Source organism: Actinoallomurus purpureus (assembly GCF_024055795.1).
GTDB lineage: Bacteria > Actinomycetota > Actinomycetes > Streptosporangiales > Streptosporangiaceae > Actinoallomurus > Actinoallomurus purpureus.
Genome location: NZ_JAMXMY010000009.1, coordinates 1 through 17,301, shown reverse-complemented (window position 1 = coordinate 17,301; position 17,301 = coordinate 1). Strand labels below are relative to the sequence as shown.

Below are 17,301 nucleotides of genomic sequence, written 5' to 3'. Positions count from 1 at the left end.
CTACTTCCTTCCTGATCTCTTCATGTCCTCACGCGCGGCCGTGGGAGGCGCGCGAGCGCCGGGCCACCGCGTCCAGCGCCACCGCGAGCAGCAATACGGCTCCGGTGACCATGTAGCGGAAGGAGGAGTCGAGGTTGAGCAGGGTGAGCCCGCTGGAGATGGACTGGATGACCACGATGCCCAGCAGCGCCGCGAACGCGTTGCCGCGCCCGCCGAACAGGCTGGTGCCGCCGATCACCGCGGCGGCGATGGCGTTGAGGTTGACGTCGCCACCGCCGGTGCTCTGGTTCGCCGCGGCGAGGCGGGCCGCGGCCAGCACGCCGCCAATCGCCGCGAGCGTCGTGCACAGCACGAACGCCGAGGTGTACACCGCGTTGACGTTGATGCCGGCCCGGCGGGCCGCCTCCACATTGCCGCCCACCGCGTAGACCGACTTGCCGAACCGGGTGCGCGACAGCACGTAGTGCGTGGCCAGCACCAGCGCGAGGAACAGGACGAACATCCAGCCCACGCCGCGGGTCCGGCCCAGGTACCACACCGCCAGCCCGAGGCCGGCCAGCAGCACGACGCTGCGCAGCAGCAGACCGCGCAGCGACGTGGCGGGCAGCCCGGCGCGCCGTCGAGCGCCGGCCCGCAGGTATCCCGTGGCGAACAGCGAGCCCGCCGCGACGACCGCCAGCGCGTACGACAGCCAGGCGGGCAGGAAGTCGAGCTGGGCGAAGGTGACCAGCCCGGAGTCGAACGGCAGGTTGATCGCGCCCTTCTTTCCGAGCACCCAGAGTTGCACGCCGAGGAAGCCGAGCAGGCCGGCGAGGGTGATGACGAAGCTGGGCACGCCGAGCCGGTTGAACACCTGCGCGTAGAGCCAGCCGATGACCGCGGCGGTCGCCACCGCGAGCGGCACGGCCAGCCAGGGCGACATGCCGTGGCCGACGAACAGGATGGCGGTGACGGACGCTGACAGCCCGCTCAGCGAACCGACCGAAAGGTCGATCTGCCCGACCAGCAGCATCAGCCCGACGCCGAGCGCGATGACGCCGACCGGCGCGCACTCGAGGGTGAGGTTGACCAGGTTGGTGCTGGACAGGAAGACCGGGTTGAGGATCTGCATCACCGTCCAGATCACCACCAGGCCGGCCACCACCGGAAGGACGCCGAGGTCGCCGCCGCGGAAGCGCGCGGCCAGCGCGCGCAGCCCGCCGGGTTCCTCCGGCTCGTGCTGCTCGGGCTCGGCGAGCGGCGGCGCGGTGCCCACGTCACTCATGGTCGGCCCCTTCCTCGACGCCCGCCGACACGGCGCGGCGCGCACGTCGTACGCGCCGGGTGACCGCGTTGTCGGCGGCCCCGGTGATCGCGGTGACGATCTGCTCGGTCGAGGTCTCGACCGCGTCGAAGACCCCGTTGTTGCGGCCGAGGCGCAGCACGGCCACCGTGTCGGCGACCGAGAGCACGTCGTCCATGTTGTGGCTGATCATGATCACTCCGTGGCCGCCTTCGCGCAGCCGGTCGATCAGGTTGAGGACCTCGGCGGTCTGGGCGACGCCGAGCGCCGCGGTGGGCTCGTCGAGGATGACGATCTTCGGGTCGCCCAGCAGGGAACGCGCGATCGCGACGGTCTGCCGCTGGCCGCCCGACAGCGCGGCGACGGGGACCGACAGCTTCGGGATCTTCGCCGACAGCCGTCGGAGCAGCTCCCGCGAGCGGACCTCCATGGCGACGTCGTCCAGGCGCAGCGCGCGCAGTTCCCGGCCGAGGAAGAGGTTCTCGATCACGTTGAGGTTCTCGCAGAGCGCCAGGTCCTGGAAGACGGTGGCGATGCCGAGCTGCTGCGCCGCGGCCGGGCTGGGGATGGTGACCGCGTGCGAATCGAACGTGATGGTTCCCGCGTCGGGCTGGTGGACGCCCGACAACACCTTGACCAGGGTGGACTTTCCTGCACCGTTGTCGCCGACGACGGCGACGACCTCACCGGCCGCGACGTCGAGGTCGACGTCGGTGAGGGCGGCGACGGCACCGAACGTCTTGCTGATACCCCGCAGTGACAGCAGTGGGCTCGGTCGGGAAGGCGATGGGGACATGATGATCCTTCGTTGGGACGGCCGAAGCCGCCGGCTCCCGGTTCGGTGGGCCGGGGCCGGCGGACCGCTACTTGACGCCGAGCTTCGCGCAGGCCGCCGCGTACGTCTGGGTACAGACGTCGGAGACCTTGAGGGCACCGCCGGGCCCGAGCAGCACCGTGCCGATGTTCTGCTGGGTCACCACGGTCGGGGTGAACAGCTGGGAGGGCGTGTTGAACAGCGTGGTCTGACCCGCGGGCGGCTTGCCCTGCAGGAACTGGTTCGCCACGTTCGCCGCGGCCTCCGCCACGATCTTGATCGGCTTGGAGATCGTGTTGTACTGGTCGCCGGCGACGATCCGCTGGGCCGCGGCGAGCTCGGCGTCGTTCCCGGTCACCGGGGGCACGGGCGAGTCGGCCGCCTTGAACGCGGCGATGGCACCGCCACCGGTGCCGTCGTTGGCCGCGACGACGCCGGCGATCTGCCCGCCGCCGAACTTGCTGATCTGCCCGCTCACCCAGTCCTGCGCCTTGGCCGGCTCCCAGCCGGGTGTGTCGTACTCGGCGAGCCGCTTCAGCCCGCTGCTGTCGACGGCGCTGTGAATGCCCTTCTTGATCAGACCGGCCGCGGCGTCCGTCGGCGACCCGTTGACCTCGAGGATCCCGCCCTTGGCCTTGGTCTGCTTGAGGTGGTCGACCAGGGACTGGGCGATCAGCGCGCCGATCTTCTCGTTGTCGAACGACACGTAGTAGTCGGCCTTGGTCGCCGGGATCGGCCGGTCGTACGCGATAACCGCGACCTTCTGCGACTGCGCGGTCCGCACGATCGATGCGGCCGCCGCGGAGTCCACCGGGTCGATGACGATGGCCTTGACGCCCTGGGCGAGCACGGAGTTGGCCTGCTGCTGTTGCTTGGAAGCGTCGGCGCCGGCGTTCTGGTACAGCACCGTGCATCCCGGGCACAGCTGCTTCATTTTGGCCTTGAACAGCGGCGCGTCGTACAGCTCGTACCGGGTCGAGGCGATGTCCGGCATGAGGAAGGCGACCTTGGCGTTCTTGGCGTCGCCGGATCCGCCGGCGCCTCCGGAGGCCTTGGACGAGCAGGCCGCGCCGGCGGCGAGCACGGTCAGGGCGGCCGTGGCCGCGGCGGCCGTTCTGAAGGGCAGCATCTTCACGTTCTCCTCCGATGGTTCGGGGGTCGAGGAGGCACGGCGGCCAGGGACACCGCCAGTGGAGGTGGGACGAACGAAACACCCAAAGCCCGAACCATGTCAAGATTCCGAGGGTTTTTAACGGCCATGAGTGTTAATCAATGTTACGAAGACCGATCACCGGTGCCGATCCGGTGCGCCACAGCCACGTTTTCCGGCGTCCGCTCGGGCTAACGGGTGTATGTTACGTTCCACATCGACATCACACGAGGGGTCCACGGTGGAAGGAGCGCAGGTGGCAGAGGACGCGCCGGAACCGGCCACAAGCGACGCCGCAGGCGCGCGGGACCGCCGTGAGAAGATCCGCCGGCGCGTCGTCGACGAGGGGTTCGTGCACGTCAAGAGCCTCGCCGAGGCGTACGACGTGAGCGTGATGACCATCCACCGCGACCTGGACGCGCTCCAGAGTGAGGGCTGGCTGCGCAAGATCCGCGGAGGCGCCACCGCGCAGCCGTCCGCGATGTACCACGGCGACGTGCGGCACCGCCTGCAGGCGATGGCCGAGGCCAAACGGCAGCTCGCCCACACCGCGGCCGGCCTCGTCTCCCCCGGTGCGTCCATCATGATCGACGAGAGCACCACCGGCCTCGCCATCGCCGAACTGCTGCCGGCGCTGGAACCGCTCACCGTGATCACGAACTTCCTGGCCGCGGTGAACCTGCTCGCCGGCAAGCCCGGCATCGACCTCATCGCGCTCGGTGGCGCCTACTACCCGGCCTATGACGCCTTCCTCGGCCTGCGCACCAGCGAGACCATCCGATCGCTGCACGCCGACGTGCTGTTCATGTCGACGACGGCGATCACCAACGGCCACTGCTACCACCAGTCGCAGGAGACGGTGGCGGTGAAGCGGGCGCTGATGGACTCCGTCGACCGTCGCGTGCTGCTGGTCGACCACAGCAAGTTCGCCAAGAACGGCCTGCACCAGCTCGCCCCGCTCACCGCCTTCGACCTGGTCGTCGTCGACTCCGGAACCCCCCAGGACCAGGTGGCCGCACTGCGTACGCGCGGGGTCCCCCTGCACGTCGCCGGCTCCGGCGCACCCCCCGCCTGGTAGCGCCGACGCCGCTCAGGCGTCCGTCGTGCGGGCTCGCCGCGCGACGTGCTCGAGTCCTACGAGAGCGGATTCTGGGTGAGCAGGTGCGCCTTGAAGCCCTCGCCGTAGGTGCTGGTGGGGGTGCCGCTGTAGTCGCTGATCAGCACGTTGCCCTGGCTGCAGCCCCATGGGTTCCACGTCCAGGCCGTGTACCCGACGCCGTGCGCGTCGGCCCACGCCATCACCTGGTCGATGTAGTCGTGAGCGCAGGAGTTCTGGCCGATCTCTCCGGCCTGCACCGGCACCTTCGCGGCGACGGCACCCACCTGGCTGTCCCAGCAGGAGGTATTGGAGCAGGTGTTGAAGTTGTACGTGTGCCACGCGGCCATCAGGTTGCCGGTCGGATCCGTCGGCTTGTAGGTCAGCCACTGGCTCAGGTCATTGGACCAGGCCAGGCCCCCGAGCATGATCACATTCGTGGCGCCGGTGGCGCGCACCGTGGTGACGAGTGACTGCATGCCGGCCACCTGGTAGCCGATCCCGGTGCAGGTGCCGCCGTCGCGCCAGCAGGTCCAGCCGGCGGTCGCGTCCCAGTTCGCGGCGGCGTCCGGGTAGGGCTCGTTGAACAGGTCGAAGACGACCGCGTCGTCGCCCTTGAAAGCACTCGCGACGCCGGTCCAGAACGTCGGAGCGTACTGCGCGTCGGGCATCGGCTTCTGGCACGTCGCCGTCGTGTCCGAGCAGCCGGCGCCCTGACCGGTGTACTGACCGTGGTTCCAGTGCATCTCCACGATCGGCGTGATGCCGTTCGCGACCAGCAGGTTCACGTACTCCTTGACGTTCTGCTGGTACGTCGCGCCGCTCGGCGAGCCGTCGGTGCCGTTCCAGCACTCCTCGTTCAACGGGATCCGGACCGCGTGGATGTTCCAGGCCTTCATCGCGTCGACCGAGGCCTGGTCCACGGGGCCGCTGTCCCACATCCCCTTGCCCTGTACGCAGGCGAACTCGCCGCTGGACCGGTTGACGCCCAGCAGGCGGTAGGTGGCGCCACCGGCGGTGACCAGCCGGTTCCCGGAGACGTGCAGAGCGGGTGCCGCTCCCCCGGTGCCGCCGTCGTTGTCGGCCTCCGTGGCGCTGACCGTGACGGACGTCAGGCCGCTGGACGCGACGGTGATCGGCCGGGTGCCGTTGGCGGCGTCGGCGTCCTCCGCCGCGCGGAGCGTCACGGTCTGCGGAGTGTTCCAGTTGGACGGGGTGAAGGTCAGGGACGCGCCGCCGGCCACGGTGATGTCGCCGTCGCCGCTGCCCGCGGTGCTGGTGACCGTCACGGTGGCCGGCGGCGCGGACTGCAGGCGGACCGTGTAGCCGGCGGTCCCGCCCTCGGGCACGCTCACGCTGGTGGCGGAGACCACCAGGGCCTGCTGCGTCGTCCCGCCGGGGCCGGTGCACGAGACACTGGGAGGACTGTTGTCGACGCCCCCGGTGTAAGTGCCGTTGAAGCCGACGGTCCAGGTCGCCCCGGTGCCCTGGGAGGCGTTGTAGGAGACCGGGCCGACGCTGATGGCCGCACCGGCCGGGGTGGGAGTCGCGGGGGTCGGCACGCCGCCCCACATCTGGGTGATGACCTGGTTGTCGGGGAAGTCGAAGCTCAGCGTCCAGCCGGTCAACGGGTCACCGGTGTTGGTCACCGTGATGGTGGCGCCGAACCCGCTGCCGTTGTCCCAGCTCTTGGCATAGGTGGCCGAACACGACACGGCGGCGTCGGCGGCGGTCCGGACGCCCGCGAGCCCGAACGCGGCGAGCAGTACGGCGACCGCGGTCATCAAGGCTCTGCACCATGAGCCCCGGTGGATCAGCATGAGGTTCTCCCTGGCGAAACCGATCGAAAGAAGCGACCAGGCAGCACCCGACCCGGCCCTGCTCCGGCGTGTGGGGACGCTCGCAACGATCACTCGCCCTCTGATCGCGTCGCAAGAGCGCCCCGGCGCACGGAAGCGGGCAATCCGCCCACCTGGGAGAAGACTCGGAACGCAGCTGAAACTTTCACGTGGGTCCGCCGGCCCGGAAGCCTCCGGTATCCGCCTGGATCAGGGACCCGAGGTCACGGCTCCGGCCGGCGATCGTTGCTCGAGCGGGCGCCGCCTCGCCTTCCCGTGTTCGACATAGTCGGCAGCACGCCGTTGACCTGGCCCTACAGGCCGCCTAACGTCGCCGTAGGCCGCGCGGGGAGACCCCCCTTGGCCTGCGGCGTCGGTGCCGAGCCGTGCACGACGCGCGAAGCCCCCCCACCCGGGAAGGTTCCTGCGCCCCGACAGGCTGAGCCTCTCCGGGACCCCCTCCCCCACCACGGGCCCCCCGCCCGTAGCCTTCCCCCGCCCACGGGCGGGGTGCGCCCCCGCACCCCGCCCGTGGTCGCCACGACGCGTATCCCCCTACGGTGACGTGAAGCGCCGAACGCGCGGACGCCCGCGGCCTCCGGCCCCTTCCCCAAAGAGCCTGCACGCGGGCGTCCACCTTCCAAAGACCCGGCTGGACAGGTGCACACGGCCACAGTCCCTGGGCGGGTAGCCGTCGAACGTCGCGCAGAATCCCCCGGTTCTCCGCGACGGACAGGTACCAGTCATCCGAAGTACCCGTTTCCGGACGCCGAAAACCCCCGGGCACCGACCGAGCCCTGGTGGCGAACCGCCGCGGACCCTCCGGCCCGAGTCCCCCGGACGGGTGAATGAGGAGTCCGTCGGCGGGCCAGGGAGTTCGGTCATCCGAGGGAGGTCGGGGATCGCGCCCTCTGCGAGGTTCGAGGTGCGGGCACCACGGCCCGTATCTCGGACAGGAGCTCACGATGGCGATTCCCCATGCCCGGTTCGCGGCGGCCGCGGTCGGCAGCATCGTCCTGCTGACCGGCGCCACGGCGCAGGCCGCCCCCGTATCCCCCAAGGAAGGGCACGTCACCGGTGACGCCTGGGTGAGGTTCCCTCTCGACCCTCAGAATCCCCTTCGGCGGTTCATCTTCGACGCCCACGGCAACGCGTTCAGGTTCACCGGCGGGAAAATGATCGTCGGGGACGCTCGCGGCACCGTACGGTTCGATCATCCCGAGTCCGATCCGGACGGCGTCGTGCGGCACCACTGGGCCACCGTGAAGGTCGACTACCTGATGACCGCCGGCCCCGTCGCCGTCGTGTCGGGGACCAGCAAGGGCGTCATCGGCGAGCCGGACGGTACACGGATGGCGTTCAGCGTCTATGCCGATCCCCGCGGTCACCGGTACGACAGGATGGGCTTTTCCTGGGGTGCCGTCGACGGCCGGTGCCTCCGTATGGGCCTGGCCCCCGCACCGTTCACGACGTACGCCTCCGGCAGGGGATACACGGTCGAGCACGCCGAGCTTCCCGCGTTCCCGCCGGACTTCCAGCCGCCCGCCGACCCGCCGCCCTGCACGCAGCCCTGAGCGGGAGCGAGGACGTGGCGACCCAGGGCCGCATCAGGAACGCGTGGTCGCTCACCGGAGGACGCCGCCTCCCTGGCCGACCGGTGCCCGCCGGCCCCGCCCGGCGCGGGACCTGCCCGTCGGCCGGACGGCGAGGCAACGACGCTCGCCGTCCGGCCGCGCGGTTCACCGTGTCCGGCCTGGCGCGGCGTGCACGACCGCCCGGTGGACGGCCGCCGCGCGCTCTGGCGCGCCGCTTCTCACGAACTGCCAGGTGAGGTTGATGACCCCGACGTCGAGCCCGGCGAGCCGTTGGAACGCCGGCGCGCTCAGGTCGACGTGGGTGGAGTCGCAGGAGGGGCACTTGTCCTTGACCGGCACGGTGATGGTCGTGCCGTTGTAGGTCACCTTGACCGAGACGCCACTGCACAGCGGGTCGTTGTTGGGATTGGCCGTGGTCCAGTACGCGTAGGAGACCGCGGCGAGCATCTGCGACGACGCGTCGATGAGCGTGCCACACGCCCCGTACCCCGCGTCGTTGTACCAGGTCGCCTTGCCATTGATCGGCTGACCGAAGGGGATGTCGGCGAATGCCGTCCCGCTCCCGAGGATCGTGAGGATGGCCGCCCCGGCCAGGGCACCTATCGGCATCCGGAAACGCTTCAACGCCTGCACGTTCTCTCCTTTCGGATCGCTGCGGCGGGGACCGCAAACCTTAGGAAAGTTTCCTGTAGGTTAGAGATCGAGTCAGATGGAGTCAATGGGGCGGATGAGACAGTTGTCAGGAACCGGGCAGAATGGGTCCTGGCTTCCCCGTCATGCGGTGACACGGCCGGTCGGCGGACTCACCGCTCCACCGCTTCCCGAAGACGCGGGTCAGTACCCGCTCGCGGCGGGGGCGTTCTGGGCGGCATCGACCGGGATGTTCGCGCCGTTGATGGCCCTGGCGTGCGCCGACAGCAGGAACGCCACCACCTCGGCCACGTCCTCACCACTGGGCAGTTCCCCGTACGGGAACTCGCCCAGGAACCGCTCGTAACGCTCGGGATCGCGGCGCCGGAACTCGTCCCACCCGCCATCGGGAATCAACATCGACCCCGGACTGACCGCGTTGACCCGGATCCGATCCGCGGCCAGTTCGCGGGCGAGTGTGCCCGCCATGTAGATCTCCGCGGCCTTGGCCGCGCCGTACTGGGTGTTACGGGACGGCTTCCACCCCGAGATCGACGACACGATGACCACGTCGCCCCGTCCGCGCGTCCGCATGTGCGGCACACACGCACGGATCGCATGCGCCGAATGTCCGACGTTCAGGGCGAAGGTCCGGCTCCACTCCTCCGGCGTCGAGTCCATCAGCCCGCCGCCGAACGCGTCCCCCGCGTTGGCCACCAGCCCGTCGATCCCGCCCAGCGCCTCCGCCGCCGCGTCGATGAACGCCCCCAGCTCACTCGGGACGGTGACATCACATGACCGCGCGAACACCGGGACGCCATAGTCGGCCTCGATCTCGCCCGCCGTCGCGGCGAGCGTCTCGGCGTTCCGGGCGCACACCGCGATCGAACACCCCTCCGCGGCGAGCCGCCGCGCCACGATCCGCCCGAACCCCTTGCTGCCACCCGTCACCACGACCGCCCGATCGCGCAGTCCGAACGTCATTGGACCTCCTTCGCGTCACCGCCCCGCAGGGCCGTCCTCAGTGATCCAACCATCGGGCGAAGCCCTGATCTCCTCGAACCCCACGGTGGACGCCTCCCTCTCAACCCCGGCAAGCCGGCGAGCATCGGCCCGACGGCCTTCGGCGAGGCCTCCGAACGGGTCGACGGGCGCCCCTGAGGCGCATCCCGGGCGCATGCGGCGATCCCGACGCGACGGTGACTTTGAGCGACTTGGTCGCCACTATACGTTGATCTTCGTCCCTGTTACCCTTCGCGTTAGCCCGGCTACGGAAAGTGGGCGTTGGCGAGGGTGGTGGCACCGGCCGGCATCCCCAGCGACGTGGAGGTCCTGCCATGGAACGACTGATTCTCCTCGCCGTCGATGAGCGGCCCGACGCGGACTCGGCGATCGCCGAGCAGCTACGCCGCCTCCGCACGGCGATAGAGCAGCACGGAGCGCAGGTCCGCTGGACGCATCGCCGCGCCGACGCGCTCGCGGTGATCCGCTCGGACGCCAAACTGACGGCGGTGCTGGCCGATTGGGGCGCCCCCGGCGCCGACGAGATCATGAAGGCGATCACCGGGCGGTTCCGCCGTCTGCCGGTCTTCCTGCTGACCATCGAGCACGAGCCACGCGACATTCCCCTGTGGGTGTACGAGGTGATCCAGGGCTACGTCTTCCCGCTGGAGGACACCCCCGACTTCATCGCCGGACGCATCGCGCACGCGGCCGAGGAGTACGCCGAGCGGATACTGCCCCCGTTCTTCGAAGCGCTGCGGCGCCTGGACGACCGCCATCGTTACTCCTGGCACACTCCCGCCCATGCCGGTGGCGTGGCCTTCCTGAAGTCCCCGGTGGGCCGGGCGTTCTTCGACTACTACGGCGAGCGGCTGCTGCGCACCGACCTGTCCATCTCGGTTCCCGAGCTGGGTTCGCCCCTGGAGCACACCGGCCCGATCGGCGACGCCGAACGAAACGCCGCCCGGATCTTCGGCGCCGAGCGGACGTTCTTCGTCGTGAACGGCAACTCGACCGCCAACCGCATCGTCGGCCATCACGCGGTCGCCCGCGACGAGTTGGCGCTGGTCGACCGCAACTGCCACAAGTCCATCCAGCACGCCCTCGCCATCAGCGGCGCGCGCCCGGTCTACCTGGTGCCCGAACGCAACGGGCTGGGCCTGGCGGGGCCCATCCCGGCCGGGACCCTGTCGGCGGCGTCCGTACGCGACCGGCTGGCGGGCCATCGGTTCACCGCCGGGGCGGCCGCGCCCGACCCCACGTACGCGGTGATCACCAACTCGACCTACGACGGCCTGTGTTACGACGCGGTCCGGGTCGCGGAGCTGCTGGGCGCGTCGGTCCCCCGTGTGCACTTCGACGAGGCGTGGTTCGCCTATGCCCGGTTCAACCCGCTGTACGAGCACCGGTACGGCATGGCCGTCGACGAACGAACGCTGCCCGGCCCGGCACGCCCCACCGTGTTCGCGACCCAGTCCACGCACAAGCTGCTGGCGGCGATATCGCAGTCGTCGATGCTGCACCTACGCCCGTCGCCCCGGGCGCCGGTGGACCACGACCGGTTCAACGAGACGTACCTGATGCACGCCAGCACCTCGCCGCTCTACCCGATGATCGCCTCACTGGACGTAGCGGCGGCGATGATGGACGGCCCGTCCGGGCCCTTCCTGACCGGAGAGGCGATCATCGAGGCGGTTCGCTTCCGGCAGGCGATGGTGCGGCTCGCCTCCCGTATCCGGGAGGACGGCACCCGCCCGGACTGGTTCTTCGGCGTCTGGCAGCCCCCGCGGGTCACCGATCCCCACACCGGTGACACCGTCGCTTTCGAGGACGCCCACCCGGAGCTGCTGTCCACCGAGCCCGCCTGCTGGTCGCTGGAGCCCGGCGCCGCCTGGCACGGATTCGACGGTCTGGACGACGGCCACTGCATGCTCGACCCGATCAAGGTGACGATCACCTGTCCCGGCGCCGACGCCACCGGCGGCACGACGGAGTGGGGGATACCCGCCCGGATCGTGGCCGCCTACCTCGAACGGCGCGGCATCGTGGTGGAGAAGACCGGCGACCACACCCTGCTGGTGTTGTTCTCGATCGGCATCACCAAGGGCAAGTGGGGCACCCTGATCGACGCGCTCATCGACTTCAAGAACGCCTACGACGACGACGTGCCCTTGGCGGAGGTCCTGCCGGGCTTCGGTCCGGCGGGGGTGAGCCTGCGCACGCTCTGCGCACAGTCCCATGGCAGGCTCCGCGATTCCAAGCTCGGCGTTCTGCTCGACGAGGTCTTCACCGACCTGCCCGCGCCCGTCGTGACCCCGGCCGACTGCTACCAGGCCCTGATCCGTTCGAGGACCGAGCGCGTTCCGCTGAGCGAGCTGGCCGGCCGGATCTCCGCCACGATCGTCGTCGTCACCCCGCCCGGCATCCCGATGTTGATGCCCGGCGAGTCCACCGGCCCCGACGACGGACCGCTGATGGACTACCTCCGCGCCCTGGAGGACTTCGACCGCGCCTTCCCGTCCATGGCGACGGACATCCACGGGGCCCACCGCGACGACGACGGCCGCTACTGGATCGAGTGCGTCATCGAGTGAATCCGCCGGAAGACCGGCACCGCACCGCGGTCATCAGCCGGGAGCCGGTCTCCTCCACCGTCCTGCGCCCACCGGACCAGTGGCTGGACCTCCAGCTACCCGGACGCCAGTGGCATCAGCGTCCGCCTCACCCGGAGTCTCACCGGCGGTGTGGCCTCCAGCGCTCGGGGGAAGGGGATGGGCGATGAACATCGATCTGTCTGGCCGCCGCGCGCTGGTCTCCGGATCCAGCCAGGGCATCGGCCTGGCCATCGCCACGGAGCTCGCGCGTGCCGGCGCCGCCGTCGTCGTGAACGGGCGCGGCGAGGACAGGACCGAGCGTGCCGCCGCCGAGATCACCGAGCAGTTGCCGGACGCGAACGTGACCGCCGTGGCCGCCGACCTGGCGACGGCAGACGGCGCGGCGGAGCTCCGCGACCGGGTGCCCGACGTGGACATCCTCGTCAACAATCTCGGCATCTTCGGTGCCCGTCCGGTCCTGGAGATCGACGACGACGAGTGGCGCCGTTACTTCGAGGTCAACGTCCTGTCCGCCGTCCGCCTGACGCGTATCTACCTGCCCGGGATGATGGATCGTGGCTGGGGCAGGGTGCTCAACATCGCCAGCGACTCGGCGGTGGTCATCCCGGTGGAGATGGTTCACTACGGCATGACCAAGACGGCGCTGCTGGCGGTCACGCGGGGATTCGCCAAGGCCGCCACCGGAACCGGCGTCACCGTCAACTCCGTCATCGTCGGACCCACGCACACGCCGGGCGTCGAAACGTTCGTCGGGGAGCTCGTCGGCGACGACCTGCCCTGGGACGAGGCGCAGCGGCGGTTCATGCGCGAGCATCGCCCGAACTCCCTCATCCAGCGGCTGATCGAGCCGGCCGAGGTCGGCGCCATGGTCGTCTACCTCAGCTCGGAGTTCGCCTCGGTCACGACCGGCGGCGCCGTCCGCGCCGACGGCGGCTACGTCGACTCCATCCTGCCTTGACTTCCTCCCTCTCCTGAAGGTCACGGGGTGGGCGGTCACCGTCGCGCCGGCCTGGGCCGCCACGGTGCGCGGGCTCGACGGCACGGACGCCGTGACCCGCCCCGGTGCGACGGTACGGACGGGCCCGCGTCCGATCCTCATCGAAGGAAGGCCCGGCGCCGACAAGGGGTCGCCTGCCCGTTCCGGAATCACCCGCGACGTCCCAACCTCGACGGGTCGACGCAGGTCATGACGGGTGGGCCGTCCCGGCGTCCGCGAACCGTTGAACCCGTGATCCGGCCGTGCCCACACTTTGATCGCGCTCCGGGGAGAGCGCTCACGGGGCGGCAGGAGGCCGCCTCGACGGGGCATCAGGAGGAATGGATGAGACGCATGCCGGCTTTCGCCGTCGTGATCGCGGCGATCATCGGCGGTTTCCTGCTCACGGCGGGAACCGCGTCCGCGCGGCCGATGAACGCGCGGACCGCCGTCACGGGGGCCACGACGATGGCCGACCACTGCACCGGTTTCTGCGTGTCGGTCTACAACGGCACCAGCAAGGGCATCTGGATGCGCGGCAACGTCGGCCAGCGCTGGGTTCCGCCGCACACCTGGTCCGACAAGGCACATCCGGAGATGAAGGACGTCGACGAACTCGACGTGCCGTACGGCTGTGACCTCACCTACCAGGGCAAGCGGTACCGCTACGGCCAGACGATCCGGATCCACGGATGGTCGCCGTACGTCTGGATATACGGCGCGGGCTGCTGACCGGCGGTCCGGTGGCGGGCCGGCCGGCCCGCCACCGGACCGGGCACGAGACCGCTGCCGCGACGCGCGAGACGCGCCGCGGCAGCGGCGTTCGGACGACCCCCAGGAGACGAGGCCGGAGGGGCCGCCCCGCGGCGGCCGGATCACGGAGCGTCGGCGGCGGGGGAAATCGCGCGACTGATAAATTTTCCGCCCATGACAAGTCTTGTTGCGATCGGTCTCCGCAAATAGGATCATGCCGACCTGAACCGGGACTACGCGGCAACGTTTGTTCCGCAGAGGAAGGCCCCCCGCCATGTCGTACCGCACAGCCACGAACATCCTCATCGGTGCCGGCGCGCTCGCACTCTCCCTCGCCGTCGCCCCCGCCGCCGGCGCGTCGGCTCCGAGCGCCCACCAGCGCACCGTGCTCGCCACGACCACCCTCTACTACGACGACAGCCAGGCCGCGGAGTTCAAGAGCGCGGTGGTCGCCAGCGCTCAGGTCTGGAACTCGAGCGTACAGAACGTCCGCCTGGTCGAGGCCGCGTCGGGCGCGAGCGCCCAGATCCGGATCGTCGCCTTCGACGGATGGCCCCAGTCGACGCTCGGCCCGGTCCGCACCGGCGGGCACGGGACGGTGTGGTTCGGCCGCGAGGCGGTGAATGAGGGATACAACACCACCCGTATCGCCGCGCACGAACTCGGTCACATCCTCGGCCTGCCCGACAACAAGCCCGGCCCGTGCTCGTCTCTGATGTCAGGCTCGACCGGCGGCGTCTCCTGCACGAACGCCACGCCGAACGCCTCCGAGCGCTCCGCCGTCGAGGCCGACTACGCGGGCTCGGCGGCCATGGCGGCGGCTCCCCTCGACCGCGGTGTCGTCGCGGACACGCCCTGATTCTCTGATCCACCTCGGCCGGGTGACCACTGGCCGCCCAGGGCCGAGGCGCCGGTCGGCTCCAGAATCCGGTGAACGGAAGGACGCGCCGCGCCGCACAACCGCAGGGACCCTCCCCCGGCACCCACGCGTGCGGCGGCGCGGCGAGCCCGGCGCGGTCGATGAAGGTCAACGCGGTGATGTCGATGACCACCGTGGTTCCGCCCCGGTCGATGTGACCGAACAGGGCGATGCGCAGGCCCCGAGCATGTGCCCCCGCCGTCAGCCCCCCGTCAAGGTTCAGGAAAGAATATTCTGTAAAACCACATCGGAGGTCGTCGGCTGAGCGGCGCCTGCATGCGAGGAGAAGGCACCTGTGGGTCAGGCCGGCAGCACACCTCACAGCAAGACCTGGACGTTCCTGACCAACCATGCCCGCGTGCTGGTCGAGATCACCCGCGACCCGAGCACGCGGCTGCGTGACATCGCCGCCGTCATCGGCATCACCGAGCGCGCCGCCCAGACGATCGTGACCGACCTGGAAGAGGCGGGATACATCACGCGTACCCGGGTCGGGCGCCGCAACCAGTACAGCGTCGACCCGACCCGTCCCTTCCGCCACCCCGCCGACGCCGACCATCGCATCGAAGGACTCCTCACCGTGTTCACCCGCCATGACGACGACCGGCCACCGGGCCCCGACGAGCGGGGAGCCGCGGAATGACGTACCAGCGGCGGCCCATGAGCATCCTCGTGGTCGAGGACGACCCGGGCGATCAGATGCTGATCCAGGAGGCCTTCACCGACCCCGAGGGCGGTCCGGCGCCCCGGCTCGCCATCGTCGAGGACGGGCAGGAGGCCCTCGACTTCCTCCACCGCCGGGGAGCGCACACCGGCGCGTCACGGCCGGATCTGGTGCTGCTGGATCTGAACCTGCCCAAGTACGACGGGCGGGCGGTGCTGGAGCAGATCAAGAGCGACGGGGATCTGCGTGCCATCCCGGTGGTCATCTTCACCACCTCCGCCAGTACCGACGACGTCACCGGGACCTACCTGCGGCACGCCAACGCGTACGTCACGAAACCCGTCGACTTCGACGCCTTCACCAGCGCCGTCCAGCAGATCAACGGCTTCTTCACCCGGACCGCGCGCCTGCCCCGCCCCCCGGCGGCCGCCTGATCCCCCCACCGGCCGATGTCACCGTGGACCGGATCCCGGCGAGTGCCCAGCCGACCGCCGACCCGCAAGTTTTGCCCATCTGACGCGATATCTACCCAAAACGGAAAAACTTCTCCTTCTGGGCGGGCAAGGCCTTTGGTGCGTACTTATCGGCGCCGAGGGGGCGTGCCGGATGCTCATCGCGGCATTGGTGGCACCTGTGCTGATCCCAATCGCTGCGCTGGTCCTGGTGCTGGCCCTGGCCAAGCTGGAGCGGGTTCTCCTCGACGGCGGCGATCGGACGGCGCCGGCCGGTGACGAGCAGGACGCGCCGGCCGGCGGCACCGGCGCGGCGCCGGCCTGAGGGCCACGGTCGCCGTGGAGCGGCGCCGGGCGGCCCTTCCGCACCGCGCGCGGAACCACGACGACCGTTCCGGTGAGGCGCCGCCCCGCCTCAGGCCACCGCGTCGACGACCATTCCGGTGCGGCCCCGGGCCGCCTCAGGCCACCGCGGCGACCATTCGGGTGCGGCGCCGGGCCTCCTCAGTCCGCCGCGAAGGCTGACGCCGGCGCCCGGCAGGGCCACGCGCCCGTACGGATCGCTGCGCACGGTCGCCACGAGACCGTTCCGGCCCGCCAGGCGCAGGACCGAGACGGCGAACCGCCCGACTCCCGCAGGTGCGGGATCAGGTGCACCTCGGGGAACCGTTCATGCGCGTGGCGCCGGAGCAGATCCCAGGCCCCCTCCGTCCAGAAGGCGGCGCTCGGGTGGCCGAGCACCCGCTGCTGCGTGTCGCCGGGGGCGGAGCAGACCGCCTCGTACGCCGCGGTGAACCCGGATTCCTCCAAACGGCCGGGTGCCTCCGCCGCCAGCCGCTCCCGGACCCGCCGCGGGTCACCGTCTCGCACAGACGGCGCAGGTAGTCGACGCCGAGCAGAAGAGGCTCGCCGCCGTGCAGGATGAAGTCGACCTCCGGCAGCCCGTGCACGACGGCGTGCTCGTTGATCCGGCGACCCAGCTGGGCGGCAGTCGACAGTGACATGCGCTTCGGCTGGCTCCGCCAGCTCTGGTCGGCGTGGTGGTAGACGTAGCAGTAGTCGCAGCCGAGGTTGCACCGCGAGGCGACCTTGCAGATGAACGACGTCAGCTTCTCGGCCGTGAACGGTCGAGCTTGCGGCTCGGGTGTTCACGCCTTGTTGCGCTCCCCGTCGCGGCCGGCTGTCGTGCCGGGGTCGCATCTCCCTTCCCCCTGTCGGGGTTGGGGACGGGCATGCTGACGAATGCCCACGCCACGCACGCGCGTTTGCGGATGTTGGTGGCGGCGATGACGTCGGCGGGGCCAGCGAACCCACACCGGCGACAACAGAAGGTGTCCCGGCCGGGCCGGTTGGCCCGCTTGGTGTGCCCGCACCATGGCACGGGACATTGTCGGGTAGCCGGAGCGCATTGCTGCGCCCCGGCCCCCTCAGAACCGGACGGGCGACTTTCATCGCATCCGGCTCAAGCAGACTGCAAGGGCCGCCCAGCGGCAATCCTGCCGTTTTCCCACCGAT

16 protein-coding genes and 1 pseudogene are annotated in these 17,301 nt (G+C 70.3%); 9 read left to right on the top strand and 8 right to left on the bottom strand.

All coding sequences use genetic code 11. The features are described 5' to 3' along the window. Window positions 1-28 precede the first annotated feature (28 nt). The 3 genes from NE236_RS17890 to NE236_RS17880 form a co-directional block, all read right to left on the bottom strand. On the bottom strand, window positions 29-1,264 hold the full coding sequence (locus NE236_RS17890) for a sugar ABC transporter permease (RefSeq protein WP_252843149.1): 1,236 nt from the start codon (window positions 1,262-1,264) through the stop codon (window positions 29-31). Then, window positions 1,257-2,078 (bottom strand): ATP-binding cassette domain-containing protein, encoded by an 822-nt coding sequence (locus NE236_RS17885; protein ID WP_252843148.1) that lies wholly within the window; start codon window positions 2,076-2,078, stop codon window positions 1,257-1,259. Before NE236_RS17885 ends, NE236_RS17890 begins: the two co-directional genes overlap by 8 nt. 67 nt (window positions 2,079-2,145) lie before the next feature. Beyond that, window positions 2,146-3,225: a substrate-binding domain-containing protein gene (locus NE236_RS17880; protein WP_252843147.1), complete on the bottom strand. Its 1,080-nt coding sequence runs from the start codon at window positions 3,223-3,225 to the stop codon at window positions 2,146-2,148. A gap of 277 nt (window positions 3,226-3,502) precedes the next feature. Between NE236_RS17880 and NE236_RS17875 the strand changes: the two genes are divergently transcribed. Further along, window positions 3,503-4,324: a DeoR/GlpR family DNA-binding transcription regulator gene (locus NE236_RS17875; RefSeq protein ID WP_252843146.1), complete on the top strand. Its 822-nt coding sequence runs from the start codon at window positions 3,503-3,505 to the stop codon at window positions 4,322-4,324. A gap of 56 nt (window positions 4,325-4,380) precedes the next feature. On the opposite strand, the gene NE236_RS17870 is transcribed toward NE236_RS17875, so the two are convergent. Continuing rightward, the gene (locus NE236_RS17870) at window positions 4,381-6,126 is read right to left on the bottom strand and encodes a cellulase family glycosylhydrolase (protein ID WP_252843145.1); all 1,746 of its coding nucleotides are present in this window, start codon (window positions 6,124-6,126) and stop codon (window positions 4,381-4,383) included. Between the two features lie 1,019 nt (window positions 6,127-7,145). Here NE236_RS17870 and NE236_RS17865 point away from each other — a divergent pair. Next, window positions 7,146-7,754: a hypothetical protein gene (locus NE236_RS17865; protein WP_252843144.1), complete on the top strand. Its 609-nt coding sequence runs from the start codon at window positions 7,146-7,148 to the stop codon at window positions 7,752-7,754. 165 nt (window positions 7,755-7,919) lie between these two features. On the opposite strand, the gene NE236_RS17860 is transcribed toward NE236_RS17865, so the two are convergent. Then, complete coding sequence (locus NE236_RS17860; RefSeq protein WP_252843143.1) at window positions 7,920-8,408, bottom strand: cysteine/serine endopeptidase inhibitor; 489 nt, start codon at window positions 8,406-8,408, stop codon at window positions 7,920-7,922. Between the two features lie 201 nt (window positions 8,409-8,609). Continuing rightward, window positions 8,610-9,389 (bottom strand): SDR family NAD(P)-dependent oxidoreductase, encoded by a 780-nt coding sequence (locus tag NE236_RS17855; RefSeq protein ID WP_252843142.1) that lies wholly within the window; start codon window positions 9,387-9,389, stop codon window positions 8,610-8,612. Between the two features lie 353 nt (window positions 9,390-9,742). On the opposite strand from NE236_RS17855, the gene NE236_RS17850 reads away from it, so the two are divergent. The 7 genes from NE236_RS17850 to NE236_RS17820 all read left to right on the top strand — a co-directional run bounded on the left by NE236_RS17850 (window position 9,743) and on the right by NE236_RS17820 (window position 16,111). Beyond that, the gene (locus NE236_RS17850) at window positions 9,743-12,001 is read left to right on the top strand and encodes an Orn/Lys/Arg family decarboxylase (RefSeq protein ID WP_252843141.1); all 2,259 of its coding nucleotides are present in this window, start codon (window positions 9,743-9,745) and stop codon (window positions 11,999-12,001) included. Window positions 12,002-12,185: 184 nt separating this feature from the next. Beyond that, window positions 12,186-12,980 (top strand): SDR family NAD(P)-dependent oxidoreductase, encoded by a 795-nt coding sequence (locus tag NE236_RS17845; protein ID WP_252843140.1) that lies wholly within the window; start codon window positions 12,186-12,188, stop codon window positions 12,978-12,980. 363 nt (window positions 12,981-13,343) lie between these two features. Next, window positions 13,344-13,730: a hypothetical protein gene (locus NE236_RS17840; protein WP_252843139.1), complete on the top strand. Its 387-nt coding sequence runs from the start codon at window positions 13,344-13,346 to the stop codon at window positions 13,728-13,730. Window positions 13,731-14,025: 295 nt separating this feature from the next. Further along, a complete protein-coding gene (locus NE236_RS17835) occupies window positions 14,026-14,610 on the top strand; it encodes a snapalysin family zinc-dependent metalloprotease (protein ID WP_252843138.1) in 585 nt (194 codons plus the stop codon). A 355-nt stretch (window positions 14,611-14,965) separates the two neighbouring features. Beyond that, entirely contained in the window at window positions 14,966-15,313 is a 348-nt protein-coding gene (locus NE236_RS17830) for a helix-turn-helix transcriptional regulator (RefSeq protein ID WP_252843137.1), read from the top strand. Beyond that, the gene (locus tag NE236_RS17825) at window positions 15,310-15,768 is read left to right on the top strand and encodes a response regulator (protein WP_252843136.1); all 459 of its coding nucleotides are present in this window, start codon (window positions 15,310-15,312) and stop codon (window positions 15,766-15,768) included. The genes NE236_RS17830 and NE236_RS17825 overlap by 4 nt, the downstream gene beginning before the upstream one ends. A gap of 199 nt (window positions 15,769-15,967) precedes the next feature. Beyond that, a complete protein-coding gene (locus NE236_RS17820; protein ID WP_252843135.1) occupies window positions 15,968-16,111 on the top strand; it encodes a hypothetical protein in 144 nt (47 codons plus the stop codon). Window positions 16,112-16,290: 179 nt separating this feature from the next. On the opposite strand, the gene NE236_RS17815 is transcribed toward NE236_RS17820, so the two are convergent. Next, window positions 16,291-16,656 carry a hypothetical protein gene (locus tag NE236_RS17815; RefSeq protein ID WP_252843134.1) on the bottom strand — a complete coding sequence of 122 codons (366 nt, stop codon included), beginning with the start codon at window positions 16,654-16,656 and terminating at the stop codon, window positions 16,291-16,293. Between the two features lie 235 nt (window positions 16,657-16,891). Further along, window positions 16,892-17,170: pseudogene (locus NE236_RS17810) on the bottom strand (hypothetical protein); the annotation flags it as partial. Window positions 17,171-17,301: the final 131 nt, after the last annotated feature.

Coding starts and splice junctions, on each gene's coding strand:
- NE236_RS17890 (WP_252843149.1), bottom strand. CDS start 1,264: ATGAGTGACGTGGGCACCGCGCCGCCGCTCGCCGAGCCCGAGCAGCAC.
- NE236_RS17885 (WP_252843148.1), bottom strand. CDS start 2,078: ATGTCCCCATCGCCTTCCCGACCGAGCCCACTGCTGTCACTGCGGGGT.
- NE236_RS17880 (WP_252843147.1), bottom strand. CDS start 3,225: ATGCTGCCCTTCAGAACGGCCGCCGCGGCCACGGCCGCCCTGACCGTG.
- NE236_RS17870 (WP_252843145.1), bottom strand. CDS start 6,126: ATGACCGCGGTCGCCGTACTGCTCGCCGCGTTCGGGCTCGCGGGCGTC.
- NE236_RS17865 (WP_252843144.1), top strand. CDS start 7,146: ATGGCGATTCCCCATGCCCGGTTCGCGGCGGCCGCGGTCGGCAGCATC.
- NE236_RS17855 (WP_252843142.1), bottom strand. CDS start 9,389: ATGACGTTCGGACTGCGCGATCGGGCGGTCGTGGTGACGGGTGGCAGC.
- NE236_RS17850 (WP_252843141.1), top strand. CDS start 9,743: ATGGAACGACTGATTCTCCTCGCCGTCGATGAGCGGCCCGACGCGGAC.
- NE236_RS17845 (WP_252843140.1), top strand. CDS start 12,186: ATGAACATCGATCTGTCTGGCCGCCGCGCGCTGGTCTCCGGATCCAGC.
- NE236_RS17840 (WP_252843139.1), top strand. CDS start 13,344: ATGAGACGCATGCCGGCTTTCGCCGTCGTGATCGCGGCGATCATCGGC.
- NE236_RS17835 (WP_252843138.1), top strand. CDS start 14,026: ATGTCGTACCGCACAGCCACGAACATCCTCATCGGTGCCGGCGCGCTC.
- NE236_RS17825 (WP_252843136.1), top strand. CDS start 15,310: ATGACGTACCAGCGGCGGCCCATGAGCATCCTCGTGGTCGAGGACGAC.